Raw genomic sequence first — 25,918 nt, forward strand, 5'->3', positions numbered from 1 at the left:
GGCAATGCTCAGTCGCCAGGGCGATACAGGTGGGCGTGCCCTGCGCGGTACAAGGCCGATTCGGCAAACGATGTGTCGCCCAGTACATGGCCCACGAGGATCAGCGCGGTGCGCCGGAAGTCCTTGGCCGTGACGCGCTCGACGATATCGCCGAGGGTGCCGCGCACCCAGTCCTGATCCGGCCAGGTGGCGCGATGCACCACCGCCACCGGGCAGTGTGCGCCGTAGTGTGGCAACAGTTCATCGACGATACGCGACAGGTGCTTGACCCCCAGGTGAATCGCCAGGGTGCTGCCGTGGCGCGCCAGGTCGCCCAGTTGTTCGCCGGGCGGCATTGGCGAACTGTCGCCATAGCGGGTGAGGATGACGGTCTGCGCGACCTGCGGCAGGGTCAGTTCGCAGCCGAGCAGGGCGGCGCTGGCCGCCGTGGCAGTGACCCCGGGGATGATCTGGTAAGCGATGCCCAGCGCCTGCAGGTGACGGATCTGCTCACCGATGGCGCCGTACAGGCTGGGGTCGCCACTGTGTACCCGCGCCACATCCTGGCCTCGCTCATGCGCGCTGCGCATGGCGGCAATGATCTGTTCCAGGTGCAGTTCGGCACTGTTGATCACGGTCTCGGCCTGATGGCCCTCGAGCACGGCGGCCGGCACCAGCGAACCGGCATAGATGATCACCGGGCACTGGCGAATCAGCCGTTGGCCCTTGACCGTGATCAGTTCCGGGTCGCCGGGGCCGGCACCGATGAAGTAGACCGTCATGGAATGTCCTTGCAGGAAAGAGGAGGGTGAAACGTTCAACGGGCCAGGGCGAGGGTAGCCGGGCCCAGTACCTGGCGCGTCAGCAGCAACCTGGCCGTGCCCAACCGCTGGCTGGCGAGTGCCAGTGCCGCACTCTCGGCCACGCCCCAGCAGCCGCTGTGGGCATAGGCTGTGGCGGAACAGTGGCTGAGTTGGTGTGCGTAGGGTTGCAACTGCGCGCAATCGTACAACACCAAGGGCACGTCGAGGCGCTTGGCCAGCTGCTGCAAACCGGGTTCGTCGGCCTTCAGGCTGATGCTGGCGATACCGTTGAGGTCGGCCAACGCCAGGCCCTGATCGTCCAGGGCCTGGCGTAGCAAGGTTTCCAGCGTATCCACCGGGCAACCCTGACGGCAGCCGAAACCGGCGTAGAAGGCTGGCATCAGGCCTGGCTGGAGCGTCGGAACAGCCAGGCGCTGAGCAGGCCCAGGGCCAGCCAGAAGGCGGCGTTGGTCAGCCAGGAGGCGACTTTGAACTGGGCTTCCAGTGCTGCGGGGGCCAGGCTCTCGTGCACCTCGGGTTGCGGTGCACCGATCACATGGGGCATGACCAGCAGTACGGCGCCCAGTGCCTTCAGCAACCCGTGGCGAGCGAACACCAGCAGCGCCAGGCCCAGCGCAGTGGCACTGGCGGTGCCGATCCACCAGGCCTGGCGTTGTCCCAGGTCGGCGGCTGCAGTACCTGGCAGTTCAGGCGGCAGGCCCAGGGTCGGGGCCAGGCAGAACACGGCGAAACCCGCCAGGCCCCACAGTGCACCCGTGCCGGCACGCTTTGGTTCGCGCAGGTTGTAGAGGGCGGTGAGGATCAGGGCGAAGCCGACCGCCACCACCAGGTTGCCGCCGGTGGTGGACAGTACCCGTTGCCAGCCGTCTTCCGGTGACCAGGCTTCGGCGCTGTGTTCATGGCCGGCCACTGCGACAGCATGTTCGTGCTGGGCGGAGGGGGCCGCGGACTCGTAGGTTTCAGCCTCGAGAATCAGCGGGGTGACCCAGAAGCTTTGCAGCAGGGTCAGCAGCAAGGCCGCCAGCAGCCCACTGAAGCCCGCGGTACGGGCAATGCGTGTGATCATCGGGCGTACTCAGTGGCAGGGGAAGGCGGCGCTGTGGCGGGTGTCGTGGGCGGCGTTGTGCACGGCCTCGATGTGCGAGAAACCAGCGAAGTACACCAGGCACAGGCCCAGCAGGCTGGCGCCGACGGCGATGACGACACGCTGGCTGAGGGTGGTGGGGGTAGTAAGGCTGTGTTGCTTGGCACTGGTGACGGGCATGACGCGTTCCTCTGCTTTTTGTGGGCAATGGGCAAGCGCGGCAGCCCCGAGCGTGGCGGCTCAGGGGAATGCAACAGCGCCCGCCCACCGCGGGGTGTTCATGAACGACAGGCCGGTCTCCGGGCTTGCGAGGAGGAGCCAGGCTCCTGGAAGGCGTCACCTTCCCATGCCCGATGACCGGGCACAGTGGTACAGACGCTTCGCTCGCTTACCGTTGCGGGGGCAGCACCGGCCTTGTCCGGCCCTGCTGGAGGGCCTGCAACGCACCGGTTTCCCGTTTCACCCCCATCGGGGGCACCTGAACGCGAGGCATAAGGAGAGCATGGGGGCGGGCTTGGCGTCAATTGCCGTGATGGTAGGGCTTTGGCTTTGCAGTGCCGGGAGCATCCACCCACTCACCCGCGAGCAAACGCCGCCAGCTTGTCCCCATCCAGCCGGTAGCGCACCCACTCATCCTGCGCTTCGGCGCCCAACTTCTCATAGAAGCCAATCGCCGGCTCGTTCCAGTCCAGCACACTCCATTCCAGGCGCCCGCATTTGTTTGCCACCGCCTCGCGGGCAATGTGTTGCAGCAACTGTCGCCCGGCGCCGTCGCCGCGTTGCTCAGGGGTGATGTACAGGTCTTCCAGGTAGATACCGTTGCGGCCTAGCCAGGTCGAGTAGCTATAGAAATACACGGCAAAACCGATTGCCCGGCCATCGCGCTCGCAAATCAGGCTGTGCACGGTGCTGCCCTCGCCGAACAGGCTGTGCTCGATATCGGCAACGCTCGCTATCACCTCGTGGCGGGCACGTTCGTACTCTGCCAGCTCGGTGATGAAGGCCAGGATCTGCTCGGCATCGGCGCGTACGGCAGGGCGAATGGTGAGGCTCATGGTGACGGCTTCCTTGGTCGGGTTGTAGCGGTACAGCAATGTGTATCTATGCAATATAGTGGAACTGTACCGGTCGCACAGGAGGGCGACTCCGTTAGTGTGACAGGACCTGTCAAGAAAGTGGAATGCCTGCCATGCTTGCCTCTGCCGACCTGCTGACCGCCTTCGTGCTGTTTGCCTTCGTATCTTCCATCACACCTGGCCCCAACAACACCATGCTGCTGGCCTCGGGGGTGAACTTCGGTGTGCGTCGCTCGATCCCCCATGCCATGGGTATCAGCGTCGGTTTCATGGTGATGGTGCTGGCCGTAGGCCTGGGCCTGGGCGAGGTGTTCAAGGCCTGGCCAGCGCTGTATACGGTACTGCGCTACACCGGCGCCATCTACCTGCTGTACCTGGCCTGGAAGATCGCCACCTCCGGGCCGGTCGGCACAGCCTCGTCCAGGGCCCGCAAACCGCTGGGCTTCTGGGGGGCGGCGGCATTCCAGTGGGTCAACCCGAAGGCTTGGGTGATGGCGGTAGGGGCGATAACCACCTACACACCGGCGCAAGGCTATGTGACCAACGTGATTGTCATTGCCGCCTTGTTCGCCTTGGTCAACCTGCCCAGCGTGGGGGTTTGGGTAATGTTTGGCAGCGCCCTGCGCAACCTGTTGCAGAATCCGCGCTGGCTGATGCTGTTCAATGTCCTGATGGCCTTGCTGCTGGTGATTTCACTGTACCCGCTGCTATTTGTAGAATCGGCGTTTTCCTGACCTCGCGAGTACAGTAGCCGATGCAGTTGATCCCCTGGTCTCACGAATGCGCCGAAGGCTTCACGCTGCGTGGCTGGCGAACCCCGGCCAGTGGCAAGCCGCTGCTGCACTTTCTGCACGGCAACGGCTTCTGCTGCCTGGCCTACCAGCCGTTGCTGATGCGCCTGGGCGAGCACTTCGACCTGTGGCTCAGCGATGTCCAGGGGCATGGTGACAGTGACCACGGCGGGGTGTTTCGTGGCTGGAACCGCACCGCTGCGCTGGCAGTGGACGCTTTCGCAGCCGGGCGAGGCGAGTATGGCGACGTGCCGCGCTTTGCCGTGGGGCACAGCTTCGGTGGCGTACTGACCGGCCTGATCCTGGCTAGTGAACCGCAACTGTTCACGCGTGCCGTGCTGCTTGACCCGGTACTGTTCAGCCGACGCATGCTGGGAGTGATGGGGGTTGCAGCGCTGGTCGGCTTGCATCGGCGCCATGCGTTGGCGCGCAAGGCCGCCAGCCGTCGCAGCCACTGGCCTGACCGTGAGGCGGCCCTGGCTTCGCTGCAGGGGCGGGGGATCTTCAAGGGGTGGACCGATGCGGCGCTGCACGCCTACATCGAGCACGCTATCGGTGACTGTGGCGAAGCGGTGGTGCTCAAGTGCCGACCAAGCCGTGAAGTGGAAATCTTCAGTTCGTTCCCCAAGCGCATGTGGGCGAGCCTGACGGCGATCCGCACGCCTACACGGGTGCTGTATGGCGAACATACCTATCCCTTCGTGCCCCATTCGGTGAACCGCCTGGCGGCGCTCAACCCTGACGTGACCGCGCAGCAGGTCCCCGGAGGGCACTGCTTCATGCAGGAAGACCCGGCCATGGCTGCGGAGTGGGTGCTTGGTTTCTTGTTGAGATAATTGTTCCATTGATGGGACGATGAATGCCAAACCAGCCAGCTACCGCGTGATTGGCATCATTGATAAGGTTATCCCAACCAAGAGAGGAGCCTTCTCATGAAAACGATTCTGGGTATTCATCGCAGCCCTCACGCCCACTGGGTAGGTGATGGTTTCCCGGTGCGCAGCCTGTTCACCTACGACAACCTGGCCAGCAAGATCAGCCCGTTCCTGCTGTTGGACTATGCCGGTCCTTATGACTTCACACCAACCAGCGCGCGGCGTGGGGTTGGCCAGCACCCGCACCGCGGCTTCGAAACCGTGACCATCGTTTACCAGGGCGAGCTGGAGCACCGGGACTCCACTGGCGCGGGTGGCTTGATCGGCCCCGGTGACGTGCAATGGATGACAGCCGCCAATGGCATCATCCATGAAGAGTTTCATTCCCCAGGCTTCGCCCGCACTGGCGGTACGCTGGAGATGGTACAGCTGTGGGTCAACCTGCCGGCGCGGGACAAGCGCGCCGCGGCTGGCTACCAGACGCTGCTGGCCGAGGAGATCCCGGTGGTGGCGTTGGACCGTGAGGGCGGTAGCCTGCGGGTGATTGCCGGTGACTATCGTGGCCACGCTGGCCCGGCACGGACCTTTACCGCCATGGATGTCTGGGATCTGCGCCTGAATGCCGGTGCAGCCTTGCAACTGCCGGTGGCCGCCGGGCGCAATGCGGCGCTTGTGGTGTTGCGTGGCAATGTGCGAATCAACGGCGAGCGCGAAGCCGGCCCATCCAGCCTGGTGCTGCTTGACCGGGGCGGCGTGGATGTTGCTGTCGAAGCGCTGGAAGGTGCCAGCCTGCTGTTGCTCAGCGGCGAACCGATCGACGAGCCGATAGTGGGTTATGGCCCGTTCGTGATGAACAGCCAGGCAGAAATTGCCGAGTCGTTCGACGACTTCCATGCCGGGCGGTTCGGGCAGATGCACGATGCACGGGACGGCGCTGCGCATTGATCCTGATTGATTGAATGGCTTGTCCGGCCCTATCGCCGGCAAGCCAGCTCCCACAGGTATTGCACATGGCTTGGGATCAATGCGGTCGAGGTGGGAGCTGGCTTGCCGGCGATAGGGCCGGTACAGGCATTACATTTGCTGGCATGATGCACCCATGCCCAAGCTCACCCCCATGCACGCCGTGCGCCGATCATTGCCCACCCCCGGGCGCCACATCCTGTGGCTGCGTTACCGTGCCCCTTACCATTGGCCCTCGACCCTGGCCTTCCTCGCTGCCCGTTGCATCCCCGGTATCGAGACCTGCCTCGACGGCACCTACCGCCGTACCCTGGTGACTGCCGGCCGCCATGCCGTCTTGCACGCTACCCCTTCGCGCAGCCAGTACCTGCGGGTCTGCCTTGAAGGCGTCCCGGCTCACGCGCTACCCGGCCTGACAGCCAGGCTGAGGCGGGTCTTCGACCTTGATGCCGACCCCGCGCGCATCACTGCCGATCTGTCCCGCGACCCGCTGATGGCTCGCCTGCTGCAGGAGCGCCCAGGCCTGCGCGTGCCACAAGGCTGGGACCCGTGCGAGCAGGCCGTGCGCACTGTGCTGGGTCAGCAGGTCAGTGTGGCCGGGGCCATGACCCTGACCGGCCGCCTGGTGCAACGCCACGGCGTGGCCTTGCGCTGGCCCGTACCCGGCCTGAGCCATGTGTTTCCGGCTCTGCCGGTACTGGCGGCTGCGCAGTTCGATGGCCTGGGCATGCCGCAGGCGCGCGCAGCCACCCTGGGCAGGCTGGCCAGCGCACTGCTGGCCGAGCCCGGGCTGCTACGCAGCGGGCAGATGCTGGAGGAACTGCAGCGCAACCTGTGCCAACTCAAGGGGATCGGCCCTTGGAGCGCGCAGTACCTGGCGCTGCGCCAGGCCGGTGCGGCCGATGCCTTGCCGCTGGGCGATGTGGCGCTGGTCAAGGCATTGCGTCTGCTCGAAGGCGATGGCGCCCAACTGGCGCAACGCGCCTTGGCCTGGCGACCCTGGCGGGCCTATGCGGCCCAGCACCTGTGGGCATCGCTGGGGCCTGCCGGGACCACTCGTCGTTAAAACTGCCATTGCGTTCGAACCCTGCACCCGGGCAAGCAATCTTCCACTAAGGTGCTAGAGGATTCCCTGCCCGATAATTGCCCCGGCGTATGAACGCCTGCCGCGGCATGCGCAATATCAATTGGCACCCCGCCTGACAAAGGCGTACTCACACAACAGGCCATCGCACAGAGAGGGTCGTACCATGTCGTTGATAGGAGTTTCGATGCTAGAAATGCGGCAGATGATCGAGCAGGCCTGCCTGCCCGACCGTTGTGAAGTCAGCTGCCCGGACGGCGCCAACCTGACCATCCGCCTGGGGCAGGGCCAGAGTCTCGATGAGGGCGTGACCCTGAGCGGGGTCCCGCTGCAAAGCCTCAACAGTTGCCGCGACCTGGTCAACCTGGTGGGGCAGCTGCACGCGCTGCGTACCAGCCACCCGGCGCCACTCAAGGCGATTGCCTGAGCGCGCCCGCTGCGCCCCGGTCAGCCGAGGTTGGCCGGGCGCACATATTCCGGCATCAGGCCGTTGAACCAGAACAGGATCATCGCCACCAGGATGGTCACCAGCAGCAGTAACCCCACCCCCCACACACAGGTCGCGAACAGCATGGCCTGCTCCTTCTTCAGCCGCAGGAAAGTCTGCAACCCGCCATATAGCAACACGCTGGCATACGCCGAGGCTGCCAGCAGTGCCGCCAGTGCCAGCCAGCGGACCGGCAGCAGGCCGGCCACCCCGGCGAAGAACCATGGCGTGGCGCAGTAGGCGGCAAAGCCGATGCACTGGTTGAGGCTGGGCTGCGCATCGAAACCGCGCGACATCCAGCGGATCATCGTGCCCATCAGCATTACCCCGGCCACCGTGGTGACGTAGAGCAAGCCTGCCAGCTGCGCAGCGCTGCCCATACTCAGGCGTACCCGTTCTTCGGCCGCCAGGCTCCAGCCGAAGGTGGTGGTGCCGACGAACAGGCACATGGCGGGGATCAGTGCCAAGGCCAGCAAGCGCGGCAGATATTGCTGCGGGTGGTCTTCCTCGGCTCGGCGGATTTCCAGCCAGGCGTCGGCGGGGTGGGTGAAGAGTTTGAGCAACGGACTGTTCATTGACGTTCTCCGCGTTCTCCGGAGGGCGTGGGCCCTTTTGCTATGGAGACGTGCTGCGCCAGGTGGGTTCAGTCGGGTTGATCGCCGTTGATCGTGTTACAGCAGTTCCAGCAACAGGTTCAGGCCGCCATCACCGCACTTGCCTTGGTCGCGGACCACGCCGTGGTAGCTGCGCCCGTCCCAGACGAAAGCCACGCTGTGAGCCCGGTCGACCTTGTCGGGCAGCGGCGGGCAGATGTGCAGGCGCAGGCCCGGGCGGCCTTGCAGGTTGAGTGCGGCGAGCTGGCATTGGCACTCCACGCTTTGAGCCACCGGGCCGAACAGGGTATCGCGTACGTAATCGAGCTGTACGGAGGCATTGGGTGCGCGGCAGGGCATTTTCATGGGTGCACGCCTCCGCTGTGAGGGGGCGGGGAACAGGGCTGGCAGGGCATGGCGGGCTCCAGGCTGAAGAGGGCGTGGGTTATCGTTTGAAGCTTGCCCGGCCAAGATGTTCAACGTGTTTCATGTGCGTTCATCCTGTTTGCGCAGGGGACCGGCCTCAGGCCATTCAGCCACCAGCCCTGCGCAAGGTCAGGTTGATCCGCCGTTCACCCAGGCGCGGATGCACGCCGGGCTTGATCGGCAACACGCCGTGAAAGCGCAAGCGGTCTTCGCCGCCCCAGACCAGCACATCGCCATGGCTCAGCGGGATGCGCCGGGTCTTGTCGGCGCGCTGCAGGCCACCGAACAGGAACACCGCCGGCAGGCCCAGCGACACCGACACGATGGGCTGGCCGAAGTCCTGCTCGTCGCGGTCCTGGTGCAGGCTCAGGCGGGTGCCCGGGAGGTAGTGGTTCACCAGGCAGGCATCCGGCACAAAACCGTCGAACCCGGCCATGGCCGCAGCGCGGGCTGCCAGGTCAAGCAACACCGGTGGCAGGGCGGGCCAGGGTTTGCCGCTGAGTGGGTCGCAGGGGCTGTAGCGGTAGCCGTGTTCATCACTGACCCAGCCCAGCGTGCCACAGTTGGTCAGGCCGACTGCCATGCGCAGGCCACCCGGCGTGTGCATGTGCCGGAACGGCGCGGCGCGTAGTACCGGGCGCAGGGCGTCGAGCAATGCCTCGATTTCGACCAGGGCAAAGCCTGGCAGCAGCACGGTGTGGCTGGCCAGGCGTTGCGGCTGGGCGCCGAACAGGTCAAGGTCGGACTGGATCATGGGTCAGGCATCGGTTGGGGTGTAGACCATTGTAATGCGCTTGGCAGGCCAGGCCTATTCGCGGGCATGCCCGCTCCCACCTCGACCGCGCTGCCTTCAGGCCTGTGTAGTACCTGTGGGAGCGGGCGTGCCCGCGAACCGGTCGGCAAGAAAAAGGAGTTGTGACGGGAATAAAAAGGAACCGCGGCACCAGGGAGAGGAGCACCGCGGTTCAAGGGGGGAGCGATCTACTGCTGAGTCACCGTGGCCAGGTTCGCGCTGCCGAGCTGGCTGATGGTGGCGGTTTGGTTGGTACCACTTTGGTCGACGTACGCCTGGTTGCCCTGGCCGCCCTGGGTCACGTAGGCGATGTTCATGCTGTCAGCCTGCTTGATGGTGGCTTCGTTGCCGCCACCGTACAGCTGGTTGGTGTAGCTCTGGTTGCTGTAGCCGGATTGGTCCAGGGTGATGGCGTTGCCGTTGCCCTGGCTGTTGCCGTAGGCATAGTTGTCGGTACCACGCTGGTCGGCGACCAGAATGTTGTCGGTACCGTTCTGCTCGAAGTACAGCTCGTTGTTCATGTCGGCCTGTTTTGTCTGCATCTGGTTGCCGGTGCCTTTCTGGGTCAGCGTGGCCAACTGGTTGTCACCGTTCTGGGTCAGGTTGACGCCGTTGCCATTGCCGTTCTGGTTGATGGTGGCGTTCTGGTTGGTGCCGAACTGGCCGCCCATCTTGGCGCCTTTCCAGTTGCTGGCGGTGATATTGTTGCCATTGCCCTTGGTGTTGATGGTCAGGTTGAGGTTTTCACCGTTCTGGTAGGTGAAATGCAGGTTGTTGCTACCGGTCTGGGTGATGGTGGTGGTCGAGTGGTTGGTCTCGAACTGGTCCGACCAGCTGGCGTTGGCCGTGCCCTGTTGCGACAGGCTGACCTTGTTGTTCATGCCGAAACTCTGGTCGATATAGCCTTCGTTCATCTGCCCGGACTGGGTCACGGCTGCCTGGCTGCCGGTCTGGGTGTCCTGCCACACTTCCACCGAGTTGCCGCCACCGTACTGGCCAATGCCGATGGTGCCGCCGTTACCGTCACGCTGGTCACCATACGCCCAGTTGCCCTGGCCATCCTGGTAGACCTGGATATCGCCATCAATATGGTTCAGGTGCTCGGCGGCGGCATAATTGTCCTGGCCGGTCTGGTTGATGTTGCTGCGGTTGTTGCTGCCGCCGAAGGTCTGCTCGATGAAGGCTTCGTTGCGCTGGCCGGATTGCCAGGTGGTGGCCTTGCTGCCCTCCTGGCTGTCCTGCCACACGGTCGAGGTGTTCTCGGCGCCTTGCTGGGTTTGCAGCGATTGATTGCCCAGGCCCAGCGACTGGCTGGCAAAGGCATCGTTGTAGCTGCCGCCGGCGTGTTGGGTGATCTGGCTGCCGTTCTCGAACAGTTGCTCGGCGTAGCCGGCGTTGTACTGGCCGGTGGCGCTCTGCCGGATATCGCTGGTGCTCTCGGCCTGCATCGCCATGTGGTTGTGGCCCTTGCCGGTCTGGGCCTGGGTGGCCGAGGCGTATGGCGCCAGGGTCTGGCTGACTTCGGCGATGTTTTCCTTGCCGTCCTGGGTCTGGGACGAGGTGCTGTCAGCAGCCATGGCCTGACCTGCAAGGGCCAGGACGATAGCGGCACTTAACGGAGCGAGCTTGTACATGGGGGTGCCTCCAGGTCTATCGGTATTGGGTGATCTGAACGTGCTGACCGTTGCCGGCCTGAGTCACGGAGCTGTTGAGGCCCGTGCCGGACTGCACGATGCTGGCGCTGTTGTCGTTGCCGATCTGCTCGATGGCCGCGCTATTGCTGCTGCCGCTTTGGCGGATCGACGCGCTGTTGCCATTTCCCTGTTGGCTGATGATGGCCATCAGGTCACTGCCTTCCTGCAAGATGTACGCTTCCTGCGCGCCACCGGCCTGGACGATGCGGCCCAGCAGGGCCTGGCCGTTCTGGTCGAGGACTGCGCGGTTGCCCGTGCCTTGCTGCCCGATCACCGCAGCCTGGCCGGCGCCGGCCGGCAGCAGGCGAATGATCACCGGGTCGCCGAGGTCGTTGCCGGGCGCGAGGTCGGCATTGTCCAGCAGGTCCTCGGCCCAGCAGGCCTGGCCCGCCAGGGCCAGGCCGAGCAGCAGGGGGTACAGGCGTTTCATTGCACCCTCCGGCCTTTACTGCACGGTTACGTTGACGGTGCGTGTGGTGCCCTGGCTGGTGGTGATCGTCGCCGTCGGTGCCGCAGTCGGGACGATCGTGGTGCTATTGCTCACCGCCAGGCGCCAGCGGCCGGTCAGCGCTACCGTGGCGGTGCCAAGGGTCTGCACGCCGGTAGTGGTGGTAACCCGCACGGTGACGGTGTTGCCGGTGGTGACCGACGAGGTACCGCTGAGGTCCCAGTTGTAACGGTTGTTGGAGCGTGCCGTGACCGTGGCCGCCGTGACCGCGAAGGTTTCGGCGGCGGGCCGTGGCGACACGTTGACGGTGACGGTGCCGGGGTTGGACAGCGCCCCCAGCGAGTCACGGGCCTGGTAGGTGAAGGTGGTGGTGAAGGCGGTGGTCACCGTGGCCGGAGGGGTGTAGGTCACCGTGGTGCCGTCGGTGCTGACTGTGCCCCGACCGGTAGCCGGCTGGGTGAGGGAAGTAGCGGGAACAGTCAGCGGCACGTTGCCTTCCGGATCGGTGTCGTTGGCCAGCACGTTGATGGTCAATGGCACGCCCAGGGTGGCGACGGTTTCCGGATTGGCGGTTGGTGCCCGGTTGGGCGCTACGTTGATGGTGACAGTAGCCGGTTCCGACTTCAGGCCCTTGGCGTCCACCGCCCGGTAGCTGAAGGTGGCCACCACGGGTTGCGTGGCCCCGGCTGGCGGGGTGTAGGTGACCGAGGTGGTGCCGTTCATCACCACGCCGCCAAGGCCGGTACCGGGCTGGGTCAGGTCGCTGATGGTCAGCGGCACGTTGCCGTCCGGGTCGCTGTCGTTCTGCAGGAGGTTGAGGGTGATCGGGATGCCGACGCTGGTGCTGCCGATATCGGCCTGGGCCAGTGGTGGCTGGTTGGCTGCCTCGACCGGCGCGTTGCCTACCACCACCACCGGTTCGACATCGCTGCCGCCACGTGCCGACTTGACCGTGATGGTGGCCGGTGGCTGCGGCACGTCGTTGACGGTCAGGCTCTGCAGCGTGCCTGCCTTGGACAGGCGACCGTAGCCCTGGGCGAGCAAATCGGGGATCGCCACTTCATCACTGGAACTGGCCTCGATCAGCAGGCGCTTGTTGGCCCAGTCGTAACGTGCCGTGCTGACCTTGACTACGTCGGTGAGCTTGCTCGACAGCGCGGTCGGCTGGGTACCGCCGGCACTGTTGCTGGCGGTGACCACCACCACTGCGGGCGGTGCGTCCTGGCCGAACTGCTGGTGGAAGAACAGCCCGTTGTTGTCGGCGGTGAGGGTGAACTGGCACGGCGAAGGCGGGGTGCCGACCAGGGCAATGCCATTGCGCATGCACAGGCTGGCTGCGCTGGGCGCCTTGGCGAACACTTCCGTGCGGGTGCCGCTGGCGTTGCGCGAGTAGGTGGCGCGTTCCAGGGTGACCGGTGTTTGTGCGCGTGGATCCAGCACCTTGCCCGAGACAGTGAAGGCGTTGGTCTGGATGGTGCCAGCGGGGCCTTCGATGCGCACGAAGTTGGTACTGAAGGGGCTTCCGGTCACCGCTTCGGTGATATTGGGGTCGCCGATGTAGGTTTCGGCGGCACCCGTATCGGGGTTGACCTCGGTATAGGGCCCGCCAACCCCTTTCAGCCAAGGGCCGATTGCCCCCGCCAGCGCTCCGCGGAAGTTGCCTGGCGCGCCGATGCCGATGTCGCGGGTAATGTTGATTGCCCGTCGGCCTGGCGTAGTGACGTTGACCGTCTCTACACCATAGGGGTGGGTGATGGTGTAGGTGCCGGCAGTGGGCACCGACACGCGGATACGGATGCGGGCGAAGCTCTGTTGGTCCCCATCCACCGGGTTTTCGGCAGCAAAGGCTGCTTCCACGCCAGCGACGTAGACTTCCAGTTCGTAGCCACTGTTACCCACGGCCGGGATGGAGGTTTCGGCCAGGAACCAGAACATTTCCGGTGGCCAGTTGTCGGGAAATACCAGCGGCAGGGTGTCGTCGTAGATACCCGGTTCGGGTAGCAGGGTGCACATGTAGGCTGGTGTGCCGGGGGCGCCTGCGGCCCGCGAACTGACGGCACGTGACTGGCACAGCTCCAGGGACTGGTCGAGGCTGTCCTTGTACCACATCGGGTAGCCACCGGTGGCGAAGGTGTAGGGCCCCGGGTCGACATCAGAGAGCGCGGCAAAGGCTGCGCTGGTTACGGTAAGGGAGAATCCGGCGGCCAACAGCGCACGGCGCGACCAAGTATTCATGCTGCCTCCTTGAAGGCTGAGCCTTTGTCTGTTCATGGCACCAGCACCACGTCTTCGGTGTCGCTACCGCCATTGGCACTGGTGACCTGCACCTTGGCCGGCGGGATGGGCGAGAGAGTGGTGTTCAGCGTCTTCACCGCGCCGTTGCCGCTCAGGTTGCCGATCAACGTGCCGTTGCCGGTGTGCGCGGTAAGTACCGGCGGCGTGGTTTCGTCGCTGGTGCTGGCCACCAGGGTCAGCTCGCCGGTAGACAGGCGGTACCGGGCCTGGGTGATGGTGACCAGGTCGGTCAGTGGCACGTTGGCGCTGGTCAGGCTGCTGGTGGGAATCGCCACACTGTTGTCGGCGGTGAGCGTCAGGATCGTTCCGGCAGCCGGGTCGAGCACCGACTGGGCATACCAGGCACCCGTGCCGTTGGCCTCGGTGAGGTTCAGGTTGGGGGTCTGGCTGGTCAGGGCGACGCTGGCCGGTGGTGGTGGGGCCATGACGAAGATGTCCTGCTGGGCGCGCAGGTCGCCGTTTTCGGTATGCCGCGAGTAGGTACTGCGTTGCGGCATCAACGGGGTTGGCAAGGCCACCGTAGAAAGCTTGCCGGAGATCGCGAACAGCTCGGTGCGCAGGTCGATGCCGCCGGGGCCTTCGATGCGTACATAGTTGGTGTTGAACGGGCTGCCGGTCACCCGTTCTTCCAGGTTCGGGTCGCCGATGAATCGCTCGCTGCCTTCGGTGTAGGGCCCGTTGACGCTGCGCAGGAACGGCCCAACGTCGCCTTTGAGCGCGCCGGTAAAGTCGCCTGCACCGCCAATACCGATATCACGGGTCATGTTGATCGCCCGGCGCCCCCCGGCGGGTACGTCGAACACTTCGACGCCATAGGGGTGGGTAATCACGTAGGTGCCGGCGGTGGGAACATCGACCCGGATACGCACCCGGGCGAAGCTGACCTGATCGCCATCGACAGGGTCCCCAGAGCCGAACGCGGCCTCTATCGCCGTGCCATAGCCCAGGTCGATACCGCGCGCCGCATCCACGATGGTGGCGTCGGCGGTGAACCAGAACGCCTCATCGGGGAAGTTGCCGGGGAAGGTGATGGGTTGAGTATCGTCGAACACGCCAGGGGTGGGCAGCAGGGTGCACATGTACGACGGTGCTCCGGGTGCGCCAGGGACACGCGAGCTGACCGCCTTGGTCAGGCACAAATCGAGAGTGCGACCGTGACTGTCCTGGTACCAAGCGGGGAAATTGCCGTTGGCGGGGACATAGGCGCCGGGGTCGACAGCATTCAAGGCAGCCTGCGCCGGGAGCTGGAGCATGCCGGCGAAAATCGCCATTGCCAGCGGGTGGGGTATCGGTCGGTGCATGAGTCATTTCCTCCTGCAAACGGGCCCATGGACTTGGGGCGTCTGGCAGGAGATCGGCAATAGGCGTGCCAAGCCGAAAAAAACATGCTGTAGCCCTTGCAGGGCAAGGGATCCAATTCTTTTGCAAGGGTGCTCGCAGGCGTTTGCCGTTGGGCGCCGTGTCCCCAAGGTTGGGGAGTGGGGCAGGGTCGTACCTCCCCAATCATGACACTTGCGTGAACGCGGCCCTCGCTCGTGGATGTCCATGTAACCGCCAGGGCGCAGGCTGGCCCAACGTCCAGGCAGCCCTTCCAGTTCAGGTCTGAAACCGGTTTCAAAACATTTCTGAACGCGCTAGATTATCCGGCTGTTTTGTTGATGGCCTATCAAGACCACTGCCCCATATTGAAAATCAGATGGCGCTTTTCAAGGCCGCATACAGCCGATGAGGATTCGCAATGCCTGAGCATGCCCCAGACAACCCGCGCAGGGATTTTCTGCGCAAGACCTTGACCTTGATCCCTGTGGTAACCGTGGCCAGCACTGGCCTTGGCGTGGGCGCTGGTCAGCTGCTTGCGGCCCCGCAACATGAACCGAAAGTGCCGGCCACGCCGCCAGCGGGCAACTACCAGCCGACCTTCTTCACTGCCGAGGAGTGGGCCTTTGTGCAGGCAGCCGTCTCGCGCATTATCCCGGCCGACGAGCTTGGCCCTGGCGCACTTGAAGCCGGCGCTGCCGAATTCATCGACCGGCAGATGAACACCCCTTATGCAACCGGCGCGCAGTGGTACATGCAAGGCCCGTTCAAGGCCGACGCCGCGCCCGAACTGGGTTACCAGCTGCAACTCAGCCCGCAACAGATCTACCGCCTGGGCATCGCCGCCGTGGACGGCTGGTGCAAGGCCAACTCCGGGCAAGTTTTTGCTGCGCAAGATAGCGCTACCCGGGACCATGTTCTCAGCAAGGTCGAAGCTGGCGAGCTGGTTTTCGACACCGTGCCGGCCAAGCTGTTCTTCAGCTTGCTGGTGCAGAACACCCGTGAAGGATTCTTCTGTGACCCGATCCATGGCGGTAACAAAGGCATGGTCGGCTGGACCCAGATCGGTTTCCCCGGCGCCCGCGCCGATTTCATGGATTGGGTCGAGCGCAACGAGCCTTACCCGTTTCCGGCTGTTTCGATCCGTGGCGAGAGGGCCTGAGGCATGGCGAGCGTGATGAAGAAAGTGGACGCGGTAATCGTGGGCTTCGGCTGGGCCGGCGCGATCATGGCCAAGGAGCTGACCGAGGCCGGGCTGCAAGTGGTGGCCCTGGAGCGAGGGCCTATGCAGGACACCTACCCGGAAGGCAGCTACCCGCAGGTGATCGACGAACTGACCTACAGCGTGCGCAAGAAGCTGTTCGTAGACGTGTCGAAGGAAACCGTCACCATCCGCCACGGCATGAACGACGTGGCACTGCCCAATCGCCAGCTCGGTGCCTTCCTGCCGGGTAAAGGTGTAGGTGGCGCAGGGCTGCACTGGTCGGGCGTGCACTTCCGGGTGGACCCGATGGAGTTGCGCATGCGCAGCCACTACGAAGAACGCTACGGGCGCAAGTTCATCCCTGAAGACATGACGATCCAGGACTTCGGGGTCAGCTACGAAGAACTGGAACCGCACTTCGACTTTGCCGAAAAGGTATTCGGTACTTCTGGCCAGGCCTGGACTGTCAACGGCCAGGTCGTTGGCGAAGGGAAGGGCGGCAACCCCTATGCGCCGGACCGTTCCAGCCCGTTCCCGCTGCCTTCGCAGAAAAACGTGGTGTCGGCCAGGCTGTTTGAAAAGGCGGCGGCCAGCCTGGGCTACAAGCCTTACAACCTGCCCTCGGCCAACACCTCCGGCGCGTACACCAACCCGTATGGGGCGCAGATGGGGCCTTGCAACTTCTGCGGTTTCTGCAGCGGCTACGTGTGCTACATGTACTCCAAGGCCTCGCCCAACGTGAACATCCTGCCGGCGCTGCGCCAGGTGCCGAACTTCGAATTGCGGCCCAACGCCCATGTGCTGCGGGTGAACCTGGACGACAGCAAGCGCAAGGCCACCGGGGTGACCTACATCGATGCCCAGGGGCGGGAAGTGGAGCAGCCGGCGGACCTGGTGATCCTGGCGGCGTTCCAGTTCAACAACGTGCGCCTGATGCTGCTGTCGGGCATCGGCAAACCGTACGACCCCGTCAAGAACGAAGGCGTGGTGGGGCGTAACTTTGCCTACCAGAACATGGGTACGGTCAAGGCGTTCTTCGACAAGGACACCTACACCAACAACTTCATCGGCGCCGGTGGCAACGGTATTGCCATCGATGATTTCAACGCCGACAACTTCGACCATGGCCCGCACGGCTTCGTCGGTGGCTCGCCCATGTGGGTGAACCAGGCCGGCACACGGCCGATTGCCGGCGGCGCTACCCCTCCCGGCACGCCGGCCTGGGGCAGCGCCTGGAAGAAGGCCACCGCCGATTACTACACCCACCAGGTGTCGATGGACGCCCATGGTGCCCACCAGTCCTACCGCGGCAACTACCTGGACCTTGACCCGACCTACCGCGACGCCTACGGCCAGCCGCTGCTGCGCATGACCTTCGACTGGCAGGAAAACGACATCAGGATGAACCAGTTCATGGTCGACAAGCTCAGCAAAATCGCCTTGGCGATGAACCCCAAGACCATTGCCGTGCTGGGCAAGAAGGTCAAGGACCACTTCAACACCGCCAGCTACCAGACCACTCACCTGAACGGCGGCGCGATCATGGGCACCGATCCGAAAACCAGTGCGTTGAACCGCTACCTGCAAAGTTGGGACGTGCACAACGTGTTCGTCCCGGGCGCCTCGGCGTTTCCGCAAGGCTTGGGTTACAACCCGACCGGGCTGGTGGCTGCGCTGACCTACTGGTCGGCCCGCGCCATCCGCGAGCAGTACCTGAAAAACCCTGGCCCGCTGGTTCAGGCTTGAGGAGCGATGCGCATGAAGACAATGTTGATCGCAACCTTGCTGGGTGCCAGCCTGGCTGCCCAGGCTGCATCGAATGACGATGCGCAGGTGCGCCAGGGCGAGTACCTGGCCCGCGCCGGCGACTGTGTCGCCTGCCATACCGCCAAGGGCGGCAAGCCGTTCGCCGGCGGGCTGCCGATGGAAACACCGATCGGCACGGTGTACTCCACCAACATCACTCCGGCGGCCAGTGGTATTGGCCAGTACAGCTTCGAAGACTTCGACCAGGCGGTGCGCAGGGGCATCGGCAAGGACGGCAGCACCCTTTATCCCGCCATGCCATACCCGTCCTATGCGCGCGTCAGCGAGCAGGATATGCAGGCGCTGTATGCCTACTTCATGAAAGGCGTGGAACCGGTCGAGCAACCGAACAAGGCCAGCGACATCCCCTGGCCACTGAGCATGCGCTGGCCGCTGGCGATCTGGCGCGGGTTGTTCGCCCCAGAGGCCAAGCCTTGGCAGGCATCGGCGGCGGCCGACCCGGTTGTCAACCGTGGTGCCTACCTGGTCGAGGGCCTGGGGCACTGTGGTGCGTGCCATACGCCCCGGGCGCTGACCATGCAGGAAAAGGCACTCAGCCCACAGGATGGCGAGCAGTTCCTGGCCGGCAGTGCACCGCTGGAAGGCTGGATTGCCAAGAACCTGCGTGGTGACCACAAGGACGGCCTGGGTAGCTGGAGCGAGGAGCAGCTGGTGCAGTTTCTCAAGACTGGCCGTAGCGACCGCAGCGCCGTGTTCGGTGGCATGAGCGACGTAGTCGAGCACAGCATGCAACACCTGAGCGATGCCGACCTGACCGCTATCGCCCGCTACCTGAAGACGCTACCACCGAGTAACCCTGACGACCGCCCGCACGTGTACGACAAACAGGTTGCGGATGCGCTGTGGAAGGGCGACGACAGCAAGCCCGGGGCGGCGGTGTACATCGACAACTGCGCGGCCTGCCACCGTACCGATGGCCAGGGCTATACCCGCGTGTTCCCGGCCCTGGCTGGCAACCCGGTGGTGCAGACGGCGGACGCCACATCGCTGATCCACGTGGTGTTGGCGGGGGGCACGGTGCCGGCGACGCACGCGGCGCCGTCGAACTTCACCATGCCGGCCTTCGGCTGGCGCCTGAGTGACCAGGAGGTTGCCGAGGTGGTGAACTTCATCCGCACCAGTTGGGGTAACCAGGGCAGCGCCGTTACGGCTGGTGATGTGAAAGCCCTTCGCTGACCCAATCCCTGTGGGAGCGGGCGTGCCCGCGAAGCAGGCGACGCGGTGAATGGCACCGGCTTCGCCGGTGTTCGCGGGCGTGCCCGCTCCCACAAAGTTCCTCAGTTATATTTCCTTTAATATCAATTTGTTGTCAGGTGCTCTTCATCCTGTATAACACCTTTTTGTAGCAGAGCCGACCAACGGCAGGTTGACTAACAGGTGCGATTTTGCTGTATTGAAACCGGTTTCATCGCTATCACAACAATCATAAGGACAGCCCATGACCGACGCGCCTGCCCATGCCCGCGAACGGGTCACCATCAGCGAAGTAGCGCGTGTCGCTGGTGTATCCAAGGCCACCGTCTCGCGTTACATCGGTGGCGACCGCCAGTTGCTCGCCGACGCCACCGCCAAGCGCCTGGAGGAGGTCATCGAGCGCCTCGGTTACCGCCCCAACCAGATGGCCCGTGGCCTGAAACGCGGCCAGACGCGCCTGATCGGCATGCTGGTGGCCGATATCCTCAACCCCTATTCGGTCGCCGTGATGCATGGCGTGGAAACTGCCTGCCGCCAGCACGGCTACAGCCTGGTGGTATGCAACACCAACCGCGACGACGAGCAGGAGCGTCACCACCTCGTAGCCCTGCAGTCGTACAACGTCGAAGGGCTGATCGTGAACACGCTCGGCCATCACCCCGGCGAATTGCTCAACCTGCAGCGCGACATCCCCATGGTGCTGGTCGACCGCCAGTTGCCCGAACTGAATGTCGACCTGGTGGGCCTGGACAATGCCGACGCGGTCGAGCAGGCCCTCGACCACCTGCAGGCGCAAGGCTACCGCGACATCCTGGCGGTAACCGAGCCCCTTGATGGCACCAGTTCGCGCCTTGAGCGGGTGCAGGCGTTCGGCACGTCGATCAGCCGTCGCCCCGGCATGCGCCAGCAGGTGCTGGAAACCGGCGCCGGCCTGGATGACCAGCTGGCTTCGTTCCTCGCCGGCAGGGGCCATGGCCCGCAGGCCATCTTCACCTTCAACGGTGTCGCCACCCTGGCCGTGACCCGGGCCCTGCATGAGGCAGGGCACAATCTGTTCGCCGACGTCGGGCTGATCGCCCTCGACGACCTCGACTGGTACCCCTTGGTCGGCAATGGCATCACTGCACTGGCCCAGCCCACCGAGCGCATCGGCGTGGCCGCATTCGAAAGCCTGCTTGGTCGCCTGCGCGGCGACAGCGGGGCAGCCCGGCGCATCGACTTCAAGGCCGCGCTGATCATCCGAGGTTCAACCCAGCCACAGTAATCAGAGGCAGGCATCTGCGTGCCTGCTGCCGACAAAAAATGAAACCGGTTTCATAAGGACAACAACAATGCATTCGAACCCCGTTTCCATCAGCCTCTCCAGCTACGGTGCCGACTTCGTCCGGCAACGTGGCCAGGAGCAGTTCATTGACCTGCTGGCTGCCGCCGGCGTCACTCGCGTGGAACTGCGCGAAGAACTGTTCACCCGTGCGCCGGATACTGCAGCGCTGGCCGCGGCCATTGCCGCACTGGGCCTGGAGTGCCTGTATTCCACGCCCCTCGAACTGTGGACCGCACAAGGTGTGCCGGACCCGCAATTGGTGCACAAGCTGGAAATCGCCCGCGCCCTTGGCGCGGTAGCGCTCAAAGTGTCCCTGGGCCACTTCCAGGCGAGCTGTGACGTCGCGGCCTTGGCGACGCTGTTGCCGGTGCACGGGCCGTTGCTGCTGGTTGAGAACGACCAGACCGCGCAAGGTGGGCGCATTGCCCCCCTGCAGCAGTTTTTCCAGCGCGCCGATGCGCTCGGGCTGACGGTGGGCATGACCTTCGATATCGGTAACTGGCAGTGGCAGGGCGAGCCTGCCCGGCATGCCGCGCGCCAGCTTGGCCACTGGGTGCGCTATGTGCATTGCAAGGCTGTGCAGCGCCGGGCCGATGGGCGCCTGGTTGCCGTGCCGCCAGAGGCCTCGGACCTGCAGGCATGGGCCGAGCTGATGGCCGAGTTCACCCCTGGCGTGGTACGCGCTGTCGAGTACCCGCTGGTGAGCGACGATCTGCTGGCGCTGACCCGCGCCCAGGTGCGCGATCTGGCGGCGCTGGGGCAGGGCGTATCGAGTGGGGTGCTGAGCCATGCATGAGCATGACGTGTTGTGTTTCGGCGAGACCATGGCCATGTTCGTCGCCGAGCAGGCCGGTGACCTGGCCAGTGTCGGTCAGTTCGGCAAGCGTATCGCCGGCGCCGACAGCAACGTGGCCATCGGCCTGGCGCGGCTGGGCTTCAAGGTCCGCTGGCTGAGCCGGGTGGGCGACGATTCGCTGGGCCGTTTCGTGCTCGACAGCCTGCGCCGCGAAGGCCTGGACTGCTCCGGTGTCGAGGTGGATGCCAGCTACCCCACCGGCTTCCAGCTCAAGGCCCGCTGCGATGACGGCAGCGACCCGGCGGTGGAGTACTTCCGCCGTGGTTCGGCAGCCAGCCGACTGTCGCCGGCGCTGCTGCGCCCAGGCTTTGTGCAGGCCCGCCATTTGCACGCCACCGGCATCCCGCCGGCGCTGTCGGACGGTTGCCGGGCGTTGTCCCATGCGTTGATGGATGCCATGCGTGCCGCCGGTCGCACCATCTCGTTCGACCCCAACCTGCGCCCCTCGCTGTGGCCTGACCACAGCAGCATGGTGCGAGAAATCAATGCCCTGGCAGTAAAGGCCGACTGGGTTCTGCCCGGTCTGGAAGAGGGCCGCCTGCTGAGCGGCCAGCACACCCCTGCAGACATCGCCGCGTTCTACCTCGACCAAGGGGCGGAACTGGTGGTGATCAAGCTGGGCGACGCCGGTGCCTACTTCCGCAGCGCCAAGGGCGAAGGCCAGGTTGCGCCAGTGCCGGTCAGCCAGGTGGTGGACACCGTTGGTGCCGGCGATGCCTTTGCTGTCGGCGTGCTCAGTGCGCTGCTGGAGGGCCGCCCCGTAGCCGAGGCAGTGGCGCGTGGCAACTGGTGCGGCAGCCGCGCCGTGCAGTCGCGTGGCGACATGGAAGGGCTGCCGCTGCGCCAAGAGCTGCAAGCCCACGACCTGCGCAGAAGCGCCTGAACACTTGACCCGAAACACCTGTTGCAACAAAAACAACAAGCTCAGGAGAAACGAACCATGCAAAGCCAAAGCCTGGCACCTCGCCGCTGGTGGTATATCATCCCGATCGTGTTCTTCACCTATAGCCTGGCGTACCTGGACCGCGCCAACTACGGGTTCGCCGCCGCCTCCGGCATGGCTGAAGACCTGCACATCACCCCAGCACTGTCTTCTCTGCTGGGGGCGCTGTTCTTTCTTGGTTACTTCTTCTTCCAGGTGCCGGGCGCCATCTACGCCGAAAAGCGCAGCGTGAAGAAGCTGATCTTTGTCTGCCTGATTCTCTGGGGTGGCCTTGCCACGCTCACCGGTGTGGTCAGCAACGTCTACATGCTGATCGGCATCCGCTTCCTGCTCGGGGTGGTGGAGGCGGCGGTGATGCCGGCCATGCTGGTTTATCTGTGCCACTGGTTCACCCGCGCCGAGCGTTCGCGCGCCAATACCTTCCTGATCCTCGGCAACCCGGTGACCATCCTGTGGATGTCGGTGGTGTCGGGTTACCTCGTCAAGCATTACGACTGGCGCTGGATGTTCATCATCGAAGGCCTGCCTGCGGTGATCTGGGCGTTCTTCTGGTGGCGCCTGGTGGATGACCGCCCGGCCCAGGTGAACTGGCTGAGTGCGCAGGAAAAGGCCGACCTGGAGCAGGCGCTGGCTGCAGAGCAGCAAGGCATCAAGCCGATGAAGAATTACCGCGAGGCGTTCCGCTCGCCGCAGGTGATCATCCTTGCGCTGCAGTACTTCTGCTGGAGCATCGGTGTGTATGGCTTCGTGCTGTGGTTGCCGTCGATCCTCAAGCAGGCGGCCAACCTCGACATCGTGCAGGCCGGCTGGCTGTCGTCGGTACCTTACCTGGCGGCGGTGCTGGCCATGGTCGGTGTGTCGTGGGCGTCCGACCGCCTGCAGAAGCGCAAGCGCTTCGTCTGGCCGCCACTGCTGATCGCCGCCGTGGCGTTCTATGGCTCCTACGCCCTGGGCAGCGAGCACTTCTGGCTATCGTACGCGTTGCTGGTGGTCGCCGGCGCCTGCATGTACGCCCCCTATGGCCCGTTCTTCGCGATCGTGCCCGAAATCCTGCCGGCCAACGTCGCCGGTGGTGCCATGGCGCTGATCAACAGCATGGGTGCGCTGGGCTCGTTCGGTGGCTCGTGGCTGGTGGGCTACCTCAATGGCGTCACGGGCGGGCCCGGTGCCTCCTACCTGTTCATGTGCGGTGCGCTGCTGGCCGCCGTTGCGCTTACTGCCGCACTCAATACTTCCCAGACATCTGGCCGGGCCAGGCGCAACAACTCGCGTCTGGCCATGAACCATTAGGAATCTGTGCAATGAAAAAGCGAATCGTGCTGTACAAACGCCTGTCTGACGACTTGATGGCACGCCTGCAAGAGCGCGTCGAGGTGACTTGGGTGGATACCTCAGGGCCCGATGGCCTGGCGCGCCTGCGCGACGCCTTGCCGGGTGCGCACGGGCTGCTGGGGGCCAGCCTGCGCCTGGACGCCAGCCTGCTCGACCTGGCGCCGCAACTGGAAGTGGTGTCCAGCGTTTCGGTCGGCGTGGACAACTACGACATCGCCGAACTAGGCCGGCGTGGCGTGATGTTGACCAACACGCCCGACGTGCTGACCGAAACCACCGCCGACACGGGCTTTGCCTTGATCCTGGCCACCGCCAGGCGGGTTGTGGAACTGGCGAACTGGGTGCGAGAAGGCCACTGGCAGGCCAACCTCGGCCCAGCGCATTTCGGCTGCGATGTGCACGGCAAGACGCTGGGCATCGTCGGTATGGGCCGCATTGGCGAGGCCTTGGCCCGGCGCGCTGCGGCGGGCTTCGGCATGCGGGTGCTGTATCACAGTCAGCGTGCCAAGCCTGCGGTGGAGGCGCGCTATGCCGCGCGTCAATGCAGCCTCGATGAACTGTTGCAGCAGGCGGATTTCGTTTGCCTGACGGTACCGCTGAGTGCCAGCACCGAAGGTCTGATCGGCGCGCGGGAGCTGGCGCTGATGAAGCCGCAGGCAATCCTGGTGAACATTTCCCGCGGGCGCGTGGTGGACGAGCCGGCGCTGATCGAAGCGTTGCGTGCCCGGCGCATACGCGGCGCCGGCCTGGATGTGTTCGCGCAGGAGCCGTTGTCGGCGCAGTCGCCGTTGCTGCAACTGGACAACGTGGTGGCGACCCCGCATATCGGCTCGGCAACCGAAGAAACCCGCCAGGCCATGGCGCGCTGTGCGGTGGACAACCTGCTCAGTGCGCTGGCCGGCGAGCGCCCGGCCAACCTGGTGAATGGCTGACGCCCGCTCCAACAGGTCCGGCACATTCCTTCAGCTGGCGGGGTCCCTGTGGGAGCGGGCATGCCCGCGAAGCAGGCGGCGCGGTGGATGGCACCGGCTGCGCCGGTGTTCGCGGGCGCGCCCGCTCCCACAGGGTCACTGCTGATTCAATGAATCATTGCCCCGGAGTCAATGCGATTCTGAGCGCTGCGCCTGCGCAGCAGCCTCTACCGGCTCCAGCGGCGGGTGCTCCTGCGCCGCATGCATCAGGTCTTCGGTCACCCGCAGTTCGGCACCGGTCGGCGAGAAGGTGGTCGACGCGGTGAACGGGGCCGGGTGCTCTGCCGCCGGGCGCTTGCCACGGCGCCACATGAAGAAGCACACCATGGCCAGGTTGACCACGGCAAAGGCCCAGAACAACCCGGCCTCGCCAAACTCGGTCATCATCGGCGAAATCGCCACCGGCGCCATGGCCGAACCCAGCGAGTTGATCAGCAGCAGGCCCTGGATCATCGGCACCAGCGCATCGGACGGCGCTCGGTCGGCCGCATGGCTGACCGCCACCGGGTACAGGGTAAAGACCCCACCGCCCAGCAGGAACAGCATGGCCGGCAGCAGGATCGAGTCCGACGGCAGGAATACCGTAACCAGTGACAGCAGCACGCACAGCGCGGCCAGGGCGATCAGCACATCCTGGCGGTCCTTGCGGTCAGACCAGCGCCCGACCGGGTATTGCAGCAACATCGCCCCCAGAATCACCCAGGCCATCATGTTGCCGACCTCACCCACATCCAGGCCGATGCGCTGCAGGTACAGCGGCAGCAGGGCATAGATGCCGGCAATGGCCACGCCCGAACCAAAGCAACCGACCAGTCCTGACGGTGCCACGCCCAGCAGCTGGCGCGGCTTGAGCGGTTCGACCTGGTCCAGCAGCGGTGATACCCGCGGCAGGATCACGATGGGCAGGACCGACAGGGCGGCGAGCACGCCGGCCAGCATGAACGGTGCGGTGTCACCCATGTGGGTGATTTCGCCAAGGCCGGCCTGGGCGATCACCCCGGCGCCGTAGAAGGCGATCATGTACAGCGCTAGCAGGCGGCCGCGGATCTTGGCGTCGCCGGCCAGCAGCAGCCAGCTTTCGATCACCAGGAACACGCCCACCGCCGCCCAGCCGTTGATCAGGCGCAGCAGCGACCACCAGGTGACGTCGTAGAACAGGCCTTGCAGCAGGATGGTCACGGCGATCAGCGAGGCGAAGCTGGTGTAGGCGCGGATATGGCCGATGCGCAGGATCAGCCGGTCGTTGAAAATGGCACCCAGGGTCAGGCCGATGAAATAGGTCGAGGAGACCACGCCGATGGTGGTGGCCGACTCGCCGGCTGCGCCCAGGCGCAGGGTGGTAAGGGAAGACATGAAGCCGTTGCCCAGGGCAATGATGAACAGCCCGAGCAGGGGCGCCAGCGCCATGGCCAGCAAACGCGGAGACATAGGTACCTCTGGTTGGATGAGCGGATGAGCGCCTTTTCGGACGCGCACACCTGCTCGACCCTGACGGGGCCGAGGGCTGCACGGATGTGCCTGGGCTGGATGCGACGCTG

Annotated in this window: 26 protein-coding genes and 1 riboswitch; of the genes, 13 read left to right on the plus strand and 13 right to left on the minus strand. The window is 64.8% G+C overall.

Translation table 11 applies throughout. The features are described from left to right. Window positions 1-8: 8 nt before the first annotated feature. From cobM to CAF70_RS12010, 5 genes are all read right to left on the minus strand, one after another. Window positions 9-761, minus strand: a complete 753-nt coding sequence (gene cobM, locus CAF70_RS11990; RefSeq protein WP_085624781.1) for a precorrin-4 C(11)-methyltransferase — start codon at window positions 759-761, stop codon at window positions 9-11. A gap of 35 nt (window positions 762-796) precedes the next feature. Continuing rightward, window positions 797-1,183, minus strand: a complete 387-nt coding sequence (locus tag CAF70_RS11995; RefSeq protein WP_085624783.1) for a cobalamin biosynthesis protein — start codon at window positions 1,181-1,183, stop codon at window positions 797-799. Further along, window positions 1,183-1,869 carry a CbtA family protein gene (locus tag CAF70_RS12000; RefSeq protein ID WP_085624785.1) on the minus strand — a complete coding sequence of 229 codons (687 nt, stop codon included), beginning with the start codon at window positions 1,867-1,869 and terminating at the stop codon, window positions 1,183-1,185. Before CAF70_RS12000 ends, CAF70_RS11995 begins: the two co-directional genes overlap by 1 nt. 9 nt (window positions 1,870-1,878) lie before the next feature. Further along, complete coding sequence (locus CAF70_RS12005; RefSeq protein ID WP_085624787.1) at window positions 1,879-2,067, minus strand: CbtB domain-containing protein; 189 nt, start codon at window positions 2,065-2,067, stop codon at window positions 1,879-1,881. A gap of 92 nt (window positions 2,068-2,159) precedes the next feature. After that, window positions 2,160-2,384: riboswitch (cobalamin riboswitch) on the minus strand. Window positions 2,385-2,462: 78 nt separating this feature from the next. Then, the gene (locus CAF70_RS12010; protein ID WP_085625182.1) at window positions 2,463-2,942 is read right to left on the minus strand and encodes a GNAT family N-acetyltransferase; all 480 of its coding nucleotides are present in this window, start codon (window positions 2,940-2,942) and stop codon (window positions 2,463-2,465) included. Window positions 2,943-3,067: 125 nt separating this feature from the next. On the opposite strand from CAF70_RS12010, the gene CAF70_RS12015 reads away from it, so the two are divergent. The 5 genes from CAF70_RS12015 to CAF70_RS12035 all read left to right on the plus strand — a co-directional run bounded on the left by CAF70_RS12015 (window position 3,068) and on the right by CAF70_RS12035 (window position 7,103). Beyond that, window positions 3,068-3,697 carry a LysE family translocator gene (locus CAF70_RS12015; protein ID WP_178076379.1) on the plus strand — a complete coding sequence of 210 codons (630 nt, stop codon included), beginning with the start codon at window positions 3,068-3,070 and terminating at the stop codon, window positions 3,695-3,697. 20 nt (window positions 3,698-3,717) lie between these two features. Beyond that, window positions 3,718-4,590: an alpha/beta fold hydrolase gene (locus CAF70_RS12020; protein WP_085624789.1), complete on the plus strand. Its 873-nt coding sequence runs from the start codon at window positions 3,718-3,720 to the stop codon at window positions 4,588-4,590. Window positions 4,591-4,686: 96 nt separating this feature from the next. Next, window positions 4,687-5,574 (plus strand): pirin family protein, encoded by an 888-nt coding sequence (locus CAF70_RS12025; RefSeq protein WP_085624791.1) that lies wholly within the window; start codon window positions 4,687-4,689, stop codon window positions 5,572-5,574. Between the two features lie 154 nt (window positions 5,575-5,728). Further along, complete coding sequence (locus CAF70_RS12030) at window positions 5,729-6,658, plus strand: DNA-3-methyladenine glycosylase (protein WP_085624792.1); 930 nt, start codon at window positions 5,729-5,731, stop codon at window positions 6,656-6,658. Window positions 6,659-6,842: 184 nt separating this feature from the next. Then, entirely contained in the window at window positions 6,843-7,103 is a 261-nt protein-coding gene (locus CAF70_RS12035; protein ID WP_085624794.1) for a DUF1652 domain-containing protein, read from the plus strand. A gap of 20 nt (window positions 7,104-7,123) precedes the next feature. On the opposite strand, the gene CAF70_RS12040 is transcribed toward CAF70_RS12035, so the two are convergent. The 7 genes from CAF70_RS12040 to CAF70_RS12070 all read right to left on the minus strand — a co-directional run bounded on the left by CAF70_RS12040 (window position 7,124) and on the right by CAF70_RS12070 (window position 14,713). Then, window positions 7,124-7,738 carry a Yip1 family protein gene (locus CAF70_RS12040; RefSeq protein ID WP_085624796.1) on the minus strand — a complete coding sequence of 205 codons (615 nt, stop codon included), beginning with the start codon at window positions 7,736-7,738 and terminating at the stop codon, window positions 7,124-7,126. 96 nt (window positions 7,739-7,834) lie between these two features. Then, a complete protein-coding gene (locus CAF70_RS12045) occupies window positions 7,835-8,122 on the minus strand; it encodes a hypothetical protein (protein WP_085624798.1) in 288 nt (95 codons plus the stop codon). A gap of 166 nt (window positions 8,123-8,288) precedes the next feature. After that, window positions 8,289-8,936 (minus strand): DNA oxidative demethylase AlkB, encoded by a 648-nt coding sequence (gene alkB, locus CAF70_RS12050; RefSeq protein WP_085624800.1) that lies wholly within the window; start codon window positions 8,934-8,936, stop codon window positions 8,289-8,291. Window positions 8,937-9,163: 227 nt separating this feature from the next. Continuing rightward, window positions 9,164-10,609, minus strand: a complete 1,446-nt coding sequence (locus CAF70_RS12055; RefSeq protein WP_085624802.1) for a curlin — start codon at window positions 10,607-10,609, stop codon at window positions 9,164-9,166. Window positions 10,610-10,625: 16 nt separating this feature from the next. Then, window positions 10,626-11,099, minus strand: a complete 474-nt coding sequence (locus CAF70_RS12060; protein WP_085624804.1) for a curlin — start codon at window positions 11,097-11,099, stop codon at window positions 10,626-10,628. Window positions 11,100-11,114: 15 nt separating this feature from the next. Then, window positions 11,115-13,352: an Ig-like domain-containing protein gene (locus CAF70_RS12065; protein ID WP_085624806.1), complete on the minus strand. Its 2,238-nt coding sequence runs from the start codon at window positions 13,350-13,352 to the stop codon at window positions 11,115-11,117. A 32-nt stretch (window positions 13,353-13,384) separates the two neighbouring features. Next, entirely contained in the window at window positions 13,385-14,713 is a 1,329-nt protein-coding gene (locus CAF70_RS12070) for a hypothetical protein (RefSeq protein ID WP_085624808.1), read from the minus strand. 437 nt (window positions 14,714-15,150) lie between these two features. On the opposite strand from CAF70_RS12070, the gene CAF70_RS12075 reads away from it, so the two are divergent. From CAF70_RS12075 to CAF70_RS12115, 8 genes are all read left to right on the plus strand, one after another. Further along, the gene (locus CAF70_RS12075; RefSeq protein WP_085624810.1) at window positions 15,151-15,891 is read left to right on the plus strand and encodes a gluconate 2-dehydrogenase subunit 3 family protein; all 741 of its coding nucleotides are present in this window, start codon (window positions 15,151-15,153) and stop codon (window positions 15,889-15,891) included. Between the two features lie 3 nt (window positions 15,892-15,894). Continuing rightward, window positions 15,895-17,679 (plus strand): GMC family oxidoreductase, encoded by a 1,785-nt coding sequence (locus tag CAF70_RS12080; RefSeq protein WP_085624812.1) that lies wholly within the window; start codon window positions 15,895-15,897, stop codon window positions 17,677-17,679. 12 nt (window positions 17,680-17,691) lie between these two features. Beyond that, on the plus strand, window positions 17,692-18,936 hold the full coding sequence (locus CAF70_RS12085) for a cytochrome c (protein WP_085624814.1): 1,245 nt from the start codon (window positions 17,692-17,694) through the stop codon (window positions 18,934-18,936). Between the two features lie 262 nt (window positions 18,937-19,198). Continuing rightward, a complete protein-coding gene (gene ptxS, locus CAF70_RS12095; RefSeq protein WP_085624816.1) occupies window positions 19,199-20,218 on the plus strand; it encodes a transcriptional regulator PtxS in 1,020 nt (339 codons plus the stop codon). A 67-nt stretch (window positions 20,219-20,285) separates the two neighbouring features. After that, complete coding sequence (locus CAF70_RS12100) at window positions 20,286-21,074, plus strand: TIM barrel protein (protein ID WP_085624818.1); 789 nt, start codon at window positions 20,286-20,288, stop codon at window positions 21,072-21,074. Then, window positions 21,067-22,017: a sugar kinase gene (locus tag CAF70_RS12105; protein ID WP_085624820.1), complete on the plus strand. Its 951-nt coding sequence runs from the start codon at window positions 21,067-21,069 to the stop codon at window positions 22,015-22,017. The genes CAF70_RS12100 and CAF70_RS12105 overlap by 8 nt, the downstream gene beginning before the upstream one ends. 57 nt (window positions 22,018-22,074) lie before the next feature. Next, window positions 22,075-23,367, plus strand: a complete 1,293-nt coding sequence (locus CAF70_RS12110) for an MFS transporter (protein WP_085624822.1) — start codon at window positions 22,075-22,077, stop codon at window positions 23,365-23,367. Window positions 23,368-23,378: 11 nt separating this feature from the next. Then, window positions 23,379-24,341: a D-glycerate dehydrogenase gene (locus CAF70_RS12115; RefSeq protein ID WP_085624825.1), complete on the plus strand. Its 963-nt coding sequence runs from the start codon at window positions 23,379-23,381 to the stop codon at window positions 24,339-24,341. 168 nt (window positions 24,342-24,509) lie between these two features. Here CAF70_RS12115 and CAF70_RS12120 read toward each other — a convergent pair whose 3' ends face one another. Further along, the gene (locus CAF70_RS12120; protein ID WP_085624827.1) at window positions 24,510-25,808 is read right to left on the minus strand and encodes an MFS transporter; all 1,299 of its coding nucleotides are present in this window, start codon (window positions 25,806-25,808) and stop codon (window positions 24,510-24,512) included. Between the last annotated feature and the right edge of the window lie 110 nt (window positions 25,809-25,918).

The organism is Pseudomonas sp. B19(2017), from assembly GCF_002113165.1.
In the GTDB taxonomy this organism is placed as follows: domain Bacteria; phylum Pseudomonadota; class Gammaproteobacteria; order Pseudomonadales; family Pseudomonadaceae; genus Aquipseudomonas.

Coding starts and splice junctions, on each gene's coding strand:
- CAF70_RS12045 (WP_085624798.1), bottom strand. CDS start 8,122: ATGAAAATGCCCTGCCGCGCACCCAATGCCTCCGTACAGCTCGATTAC.
- CAF70_RS12055 (WP_085624802.1), bottom strand. CDS start 10,609: ATGTACAAGCTCGCTCCGTTAAGTGCCGCTATCGTCCTGGCCCTTGCA.
- CAF70_RS12080 (WP_085624812.1), top strand. CDS start 15,895: ATGGCGAGCGTGATGAAGAAAGTGGACGCGGTAATCGTGGGCTTCGGC.
- CAF70_RS12070 (WP_085624808.1), bottom strand. CDS start 14,713: ATGCACCGACCGATACCCCACCCGCTGGCAATGGCGATTTTCGCCGGC.
- CAF70_RS12065 (WP_085624806.1), bottom strand. CDS start 13,352: ATGAATACTTGGTCGCGCCGTGCGCTGTTGGCCGCCGGATTCTCCCTT.
- CAF70_RS11995 (WP_085624783.1), bottom strand. CDS start 1,183: ATGCCAGCCTTCTACGCCGGTTTCGGCTGCCGTCAGGGTTGCCCGGTG.
- CAF70_RS12015 (WP_178076379.1), top strand. CDS start 3,068: ATGCCTGCCATGCTTGCCTCTGCCGACCTGCTGACCGCCTTCGTGCTG.
- CAF70_RS12085 (WP_085624814.1), top strand. CDS start 17,692: ATGAAGACAATGTTGATCGCAACCTTGCTGGGTGCCAGCCTGGCTGCC.
- CAF70_RS12010 (WP_085625182.1), bottom strand. CDS start 2,942: ATGAGCCTCACCATTCGCCCTGCCGTACGCGCCGATGCCGAGCAGATC.
- CAF70_RS12115 (WP_085624825.1), top strand. CDS start 23,379: ATGAAAAAGCGAATCGTGCTGTACAAACGCCTGTCTGACGACTTGATG.
- CAF70_RS12120 (WP_085624827.1), bottom strand. CDS start 25,808: ATGTCTCCGCGTTTGCTGGCCATGGCGCTGGCGCCCCTGCTCGGGCTG.
- CAF70_RS12030 (WP_085624792.1), top strand. CDS start 5,729: ATGCCCAAGCTCACCCCCATGCACGCCGTGCGCCGATCATTGCCCACC.
- CAF70_RS12100 (WP_085624818.1), top strand. CDS start 20,286: ATGCATTCGAACCCCGTTTCCATCAGCCTCTCCAGCTACGGTGCCGAC.
- ptxS (WP_085624816.1), top strand. CDS start 19,199: ATGACCGACGCGCCTGCCCATGCCCGCGAACGGGTCACCATCAGCGAA.
- CAF70_RS12075 (WP_085624810.1), top strand. CDS start 15,151: ATGCCTGAGCATGCCCCAGACAACCCGCGCAGGGATTTTCTGCGCAAG.
- alkB (WP_085624800.1), bottom strand. CDS start 8,936: ATGATCCAGTCCGACCTTGACCTGTTCGGCGCCCAGCCGCAACGCCTG.
- cobM (WP_085624781.1), bottom strand. CDS start 761: ATGACGGTCTACTTCATCGGTGCCGGCCCCGGCGACCCGGAACTGATC.
- CAF70_RS12110 (WP_085624822.1), top strand. CDS start 22,075: ATGCAAAGCCAAAGCCTGGCACCTCGCCGCTGGTGGTATATCATCCCG.
- CAF70_RS12000 (WP_085624785.1), bottom strand. CDS start 1,869: ATGATCACACGCATTGCCCGTACCGCGGGCTTCAGTGGGCTGCTGGCG.
- CAF70_RS12040 (WP_085624796.1), bottom strand. CDS start 7,738: ATGAACAGTCCGTTGCTCAAACTCTTCACCCACCCCGCCGACGCCTGG.
- CAF70_RS12105 (WP_085624820.1), top strand. CDS start 21,067: ATGCATGAGCATGACGTGTTGTGTTTCGGCGAGACCATGGCCATGTTC.
- CAF70_RS12020 (WP_085624789.1), top strand. CDS start 3,718: ATGCAGTTGATCCCCTGGTCTCACGAATGCGCCGAAGGCTTCACGCTG.
- CAF70_RS12035 (WP_085624794.1), top strand. CDS start 6,843: ATGTCGTTGATAGGAGTTTCGATGCTAGAAATGCGGCAGATGATCGAG.
- CAF70_RS12005 (WP_085624787.1), bottom strand. CDS start 2,067: ATGCCCGTCACCAGTGCCAAGCAACACAGCCTTACTACCCCCACCACC.
- CAF70_RS12025 (WP_085624791.1), top strand. CDS start 4,687: ATGAAAACGATTCTGGGTATTCATCGCAGCCCTCACGCCCACTGGGTA.
- CAF70_RS12060 (WP_085624804.1), bottom strand. CDS start 11,099: ATGAAACGCCTGTACCCCCTGCTGCTCGGCCTGGCCCTGGCGGGCCAG.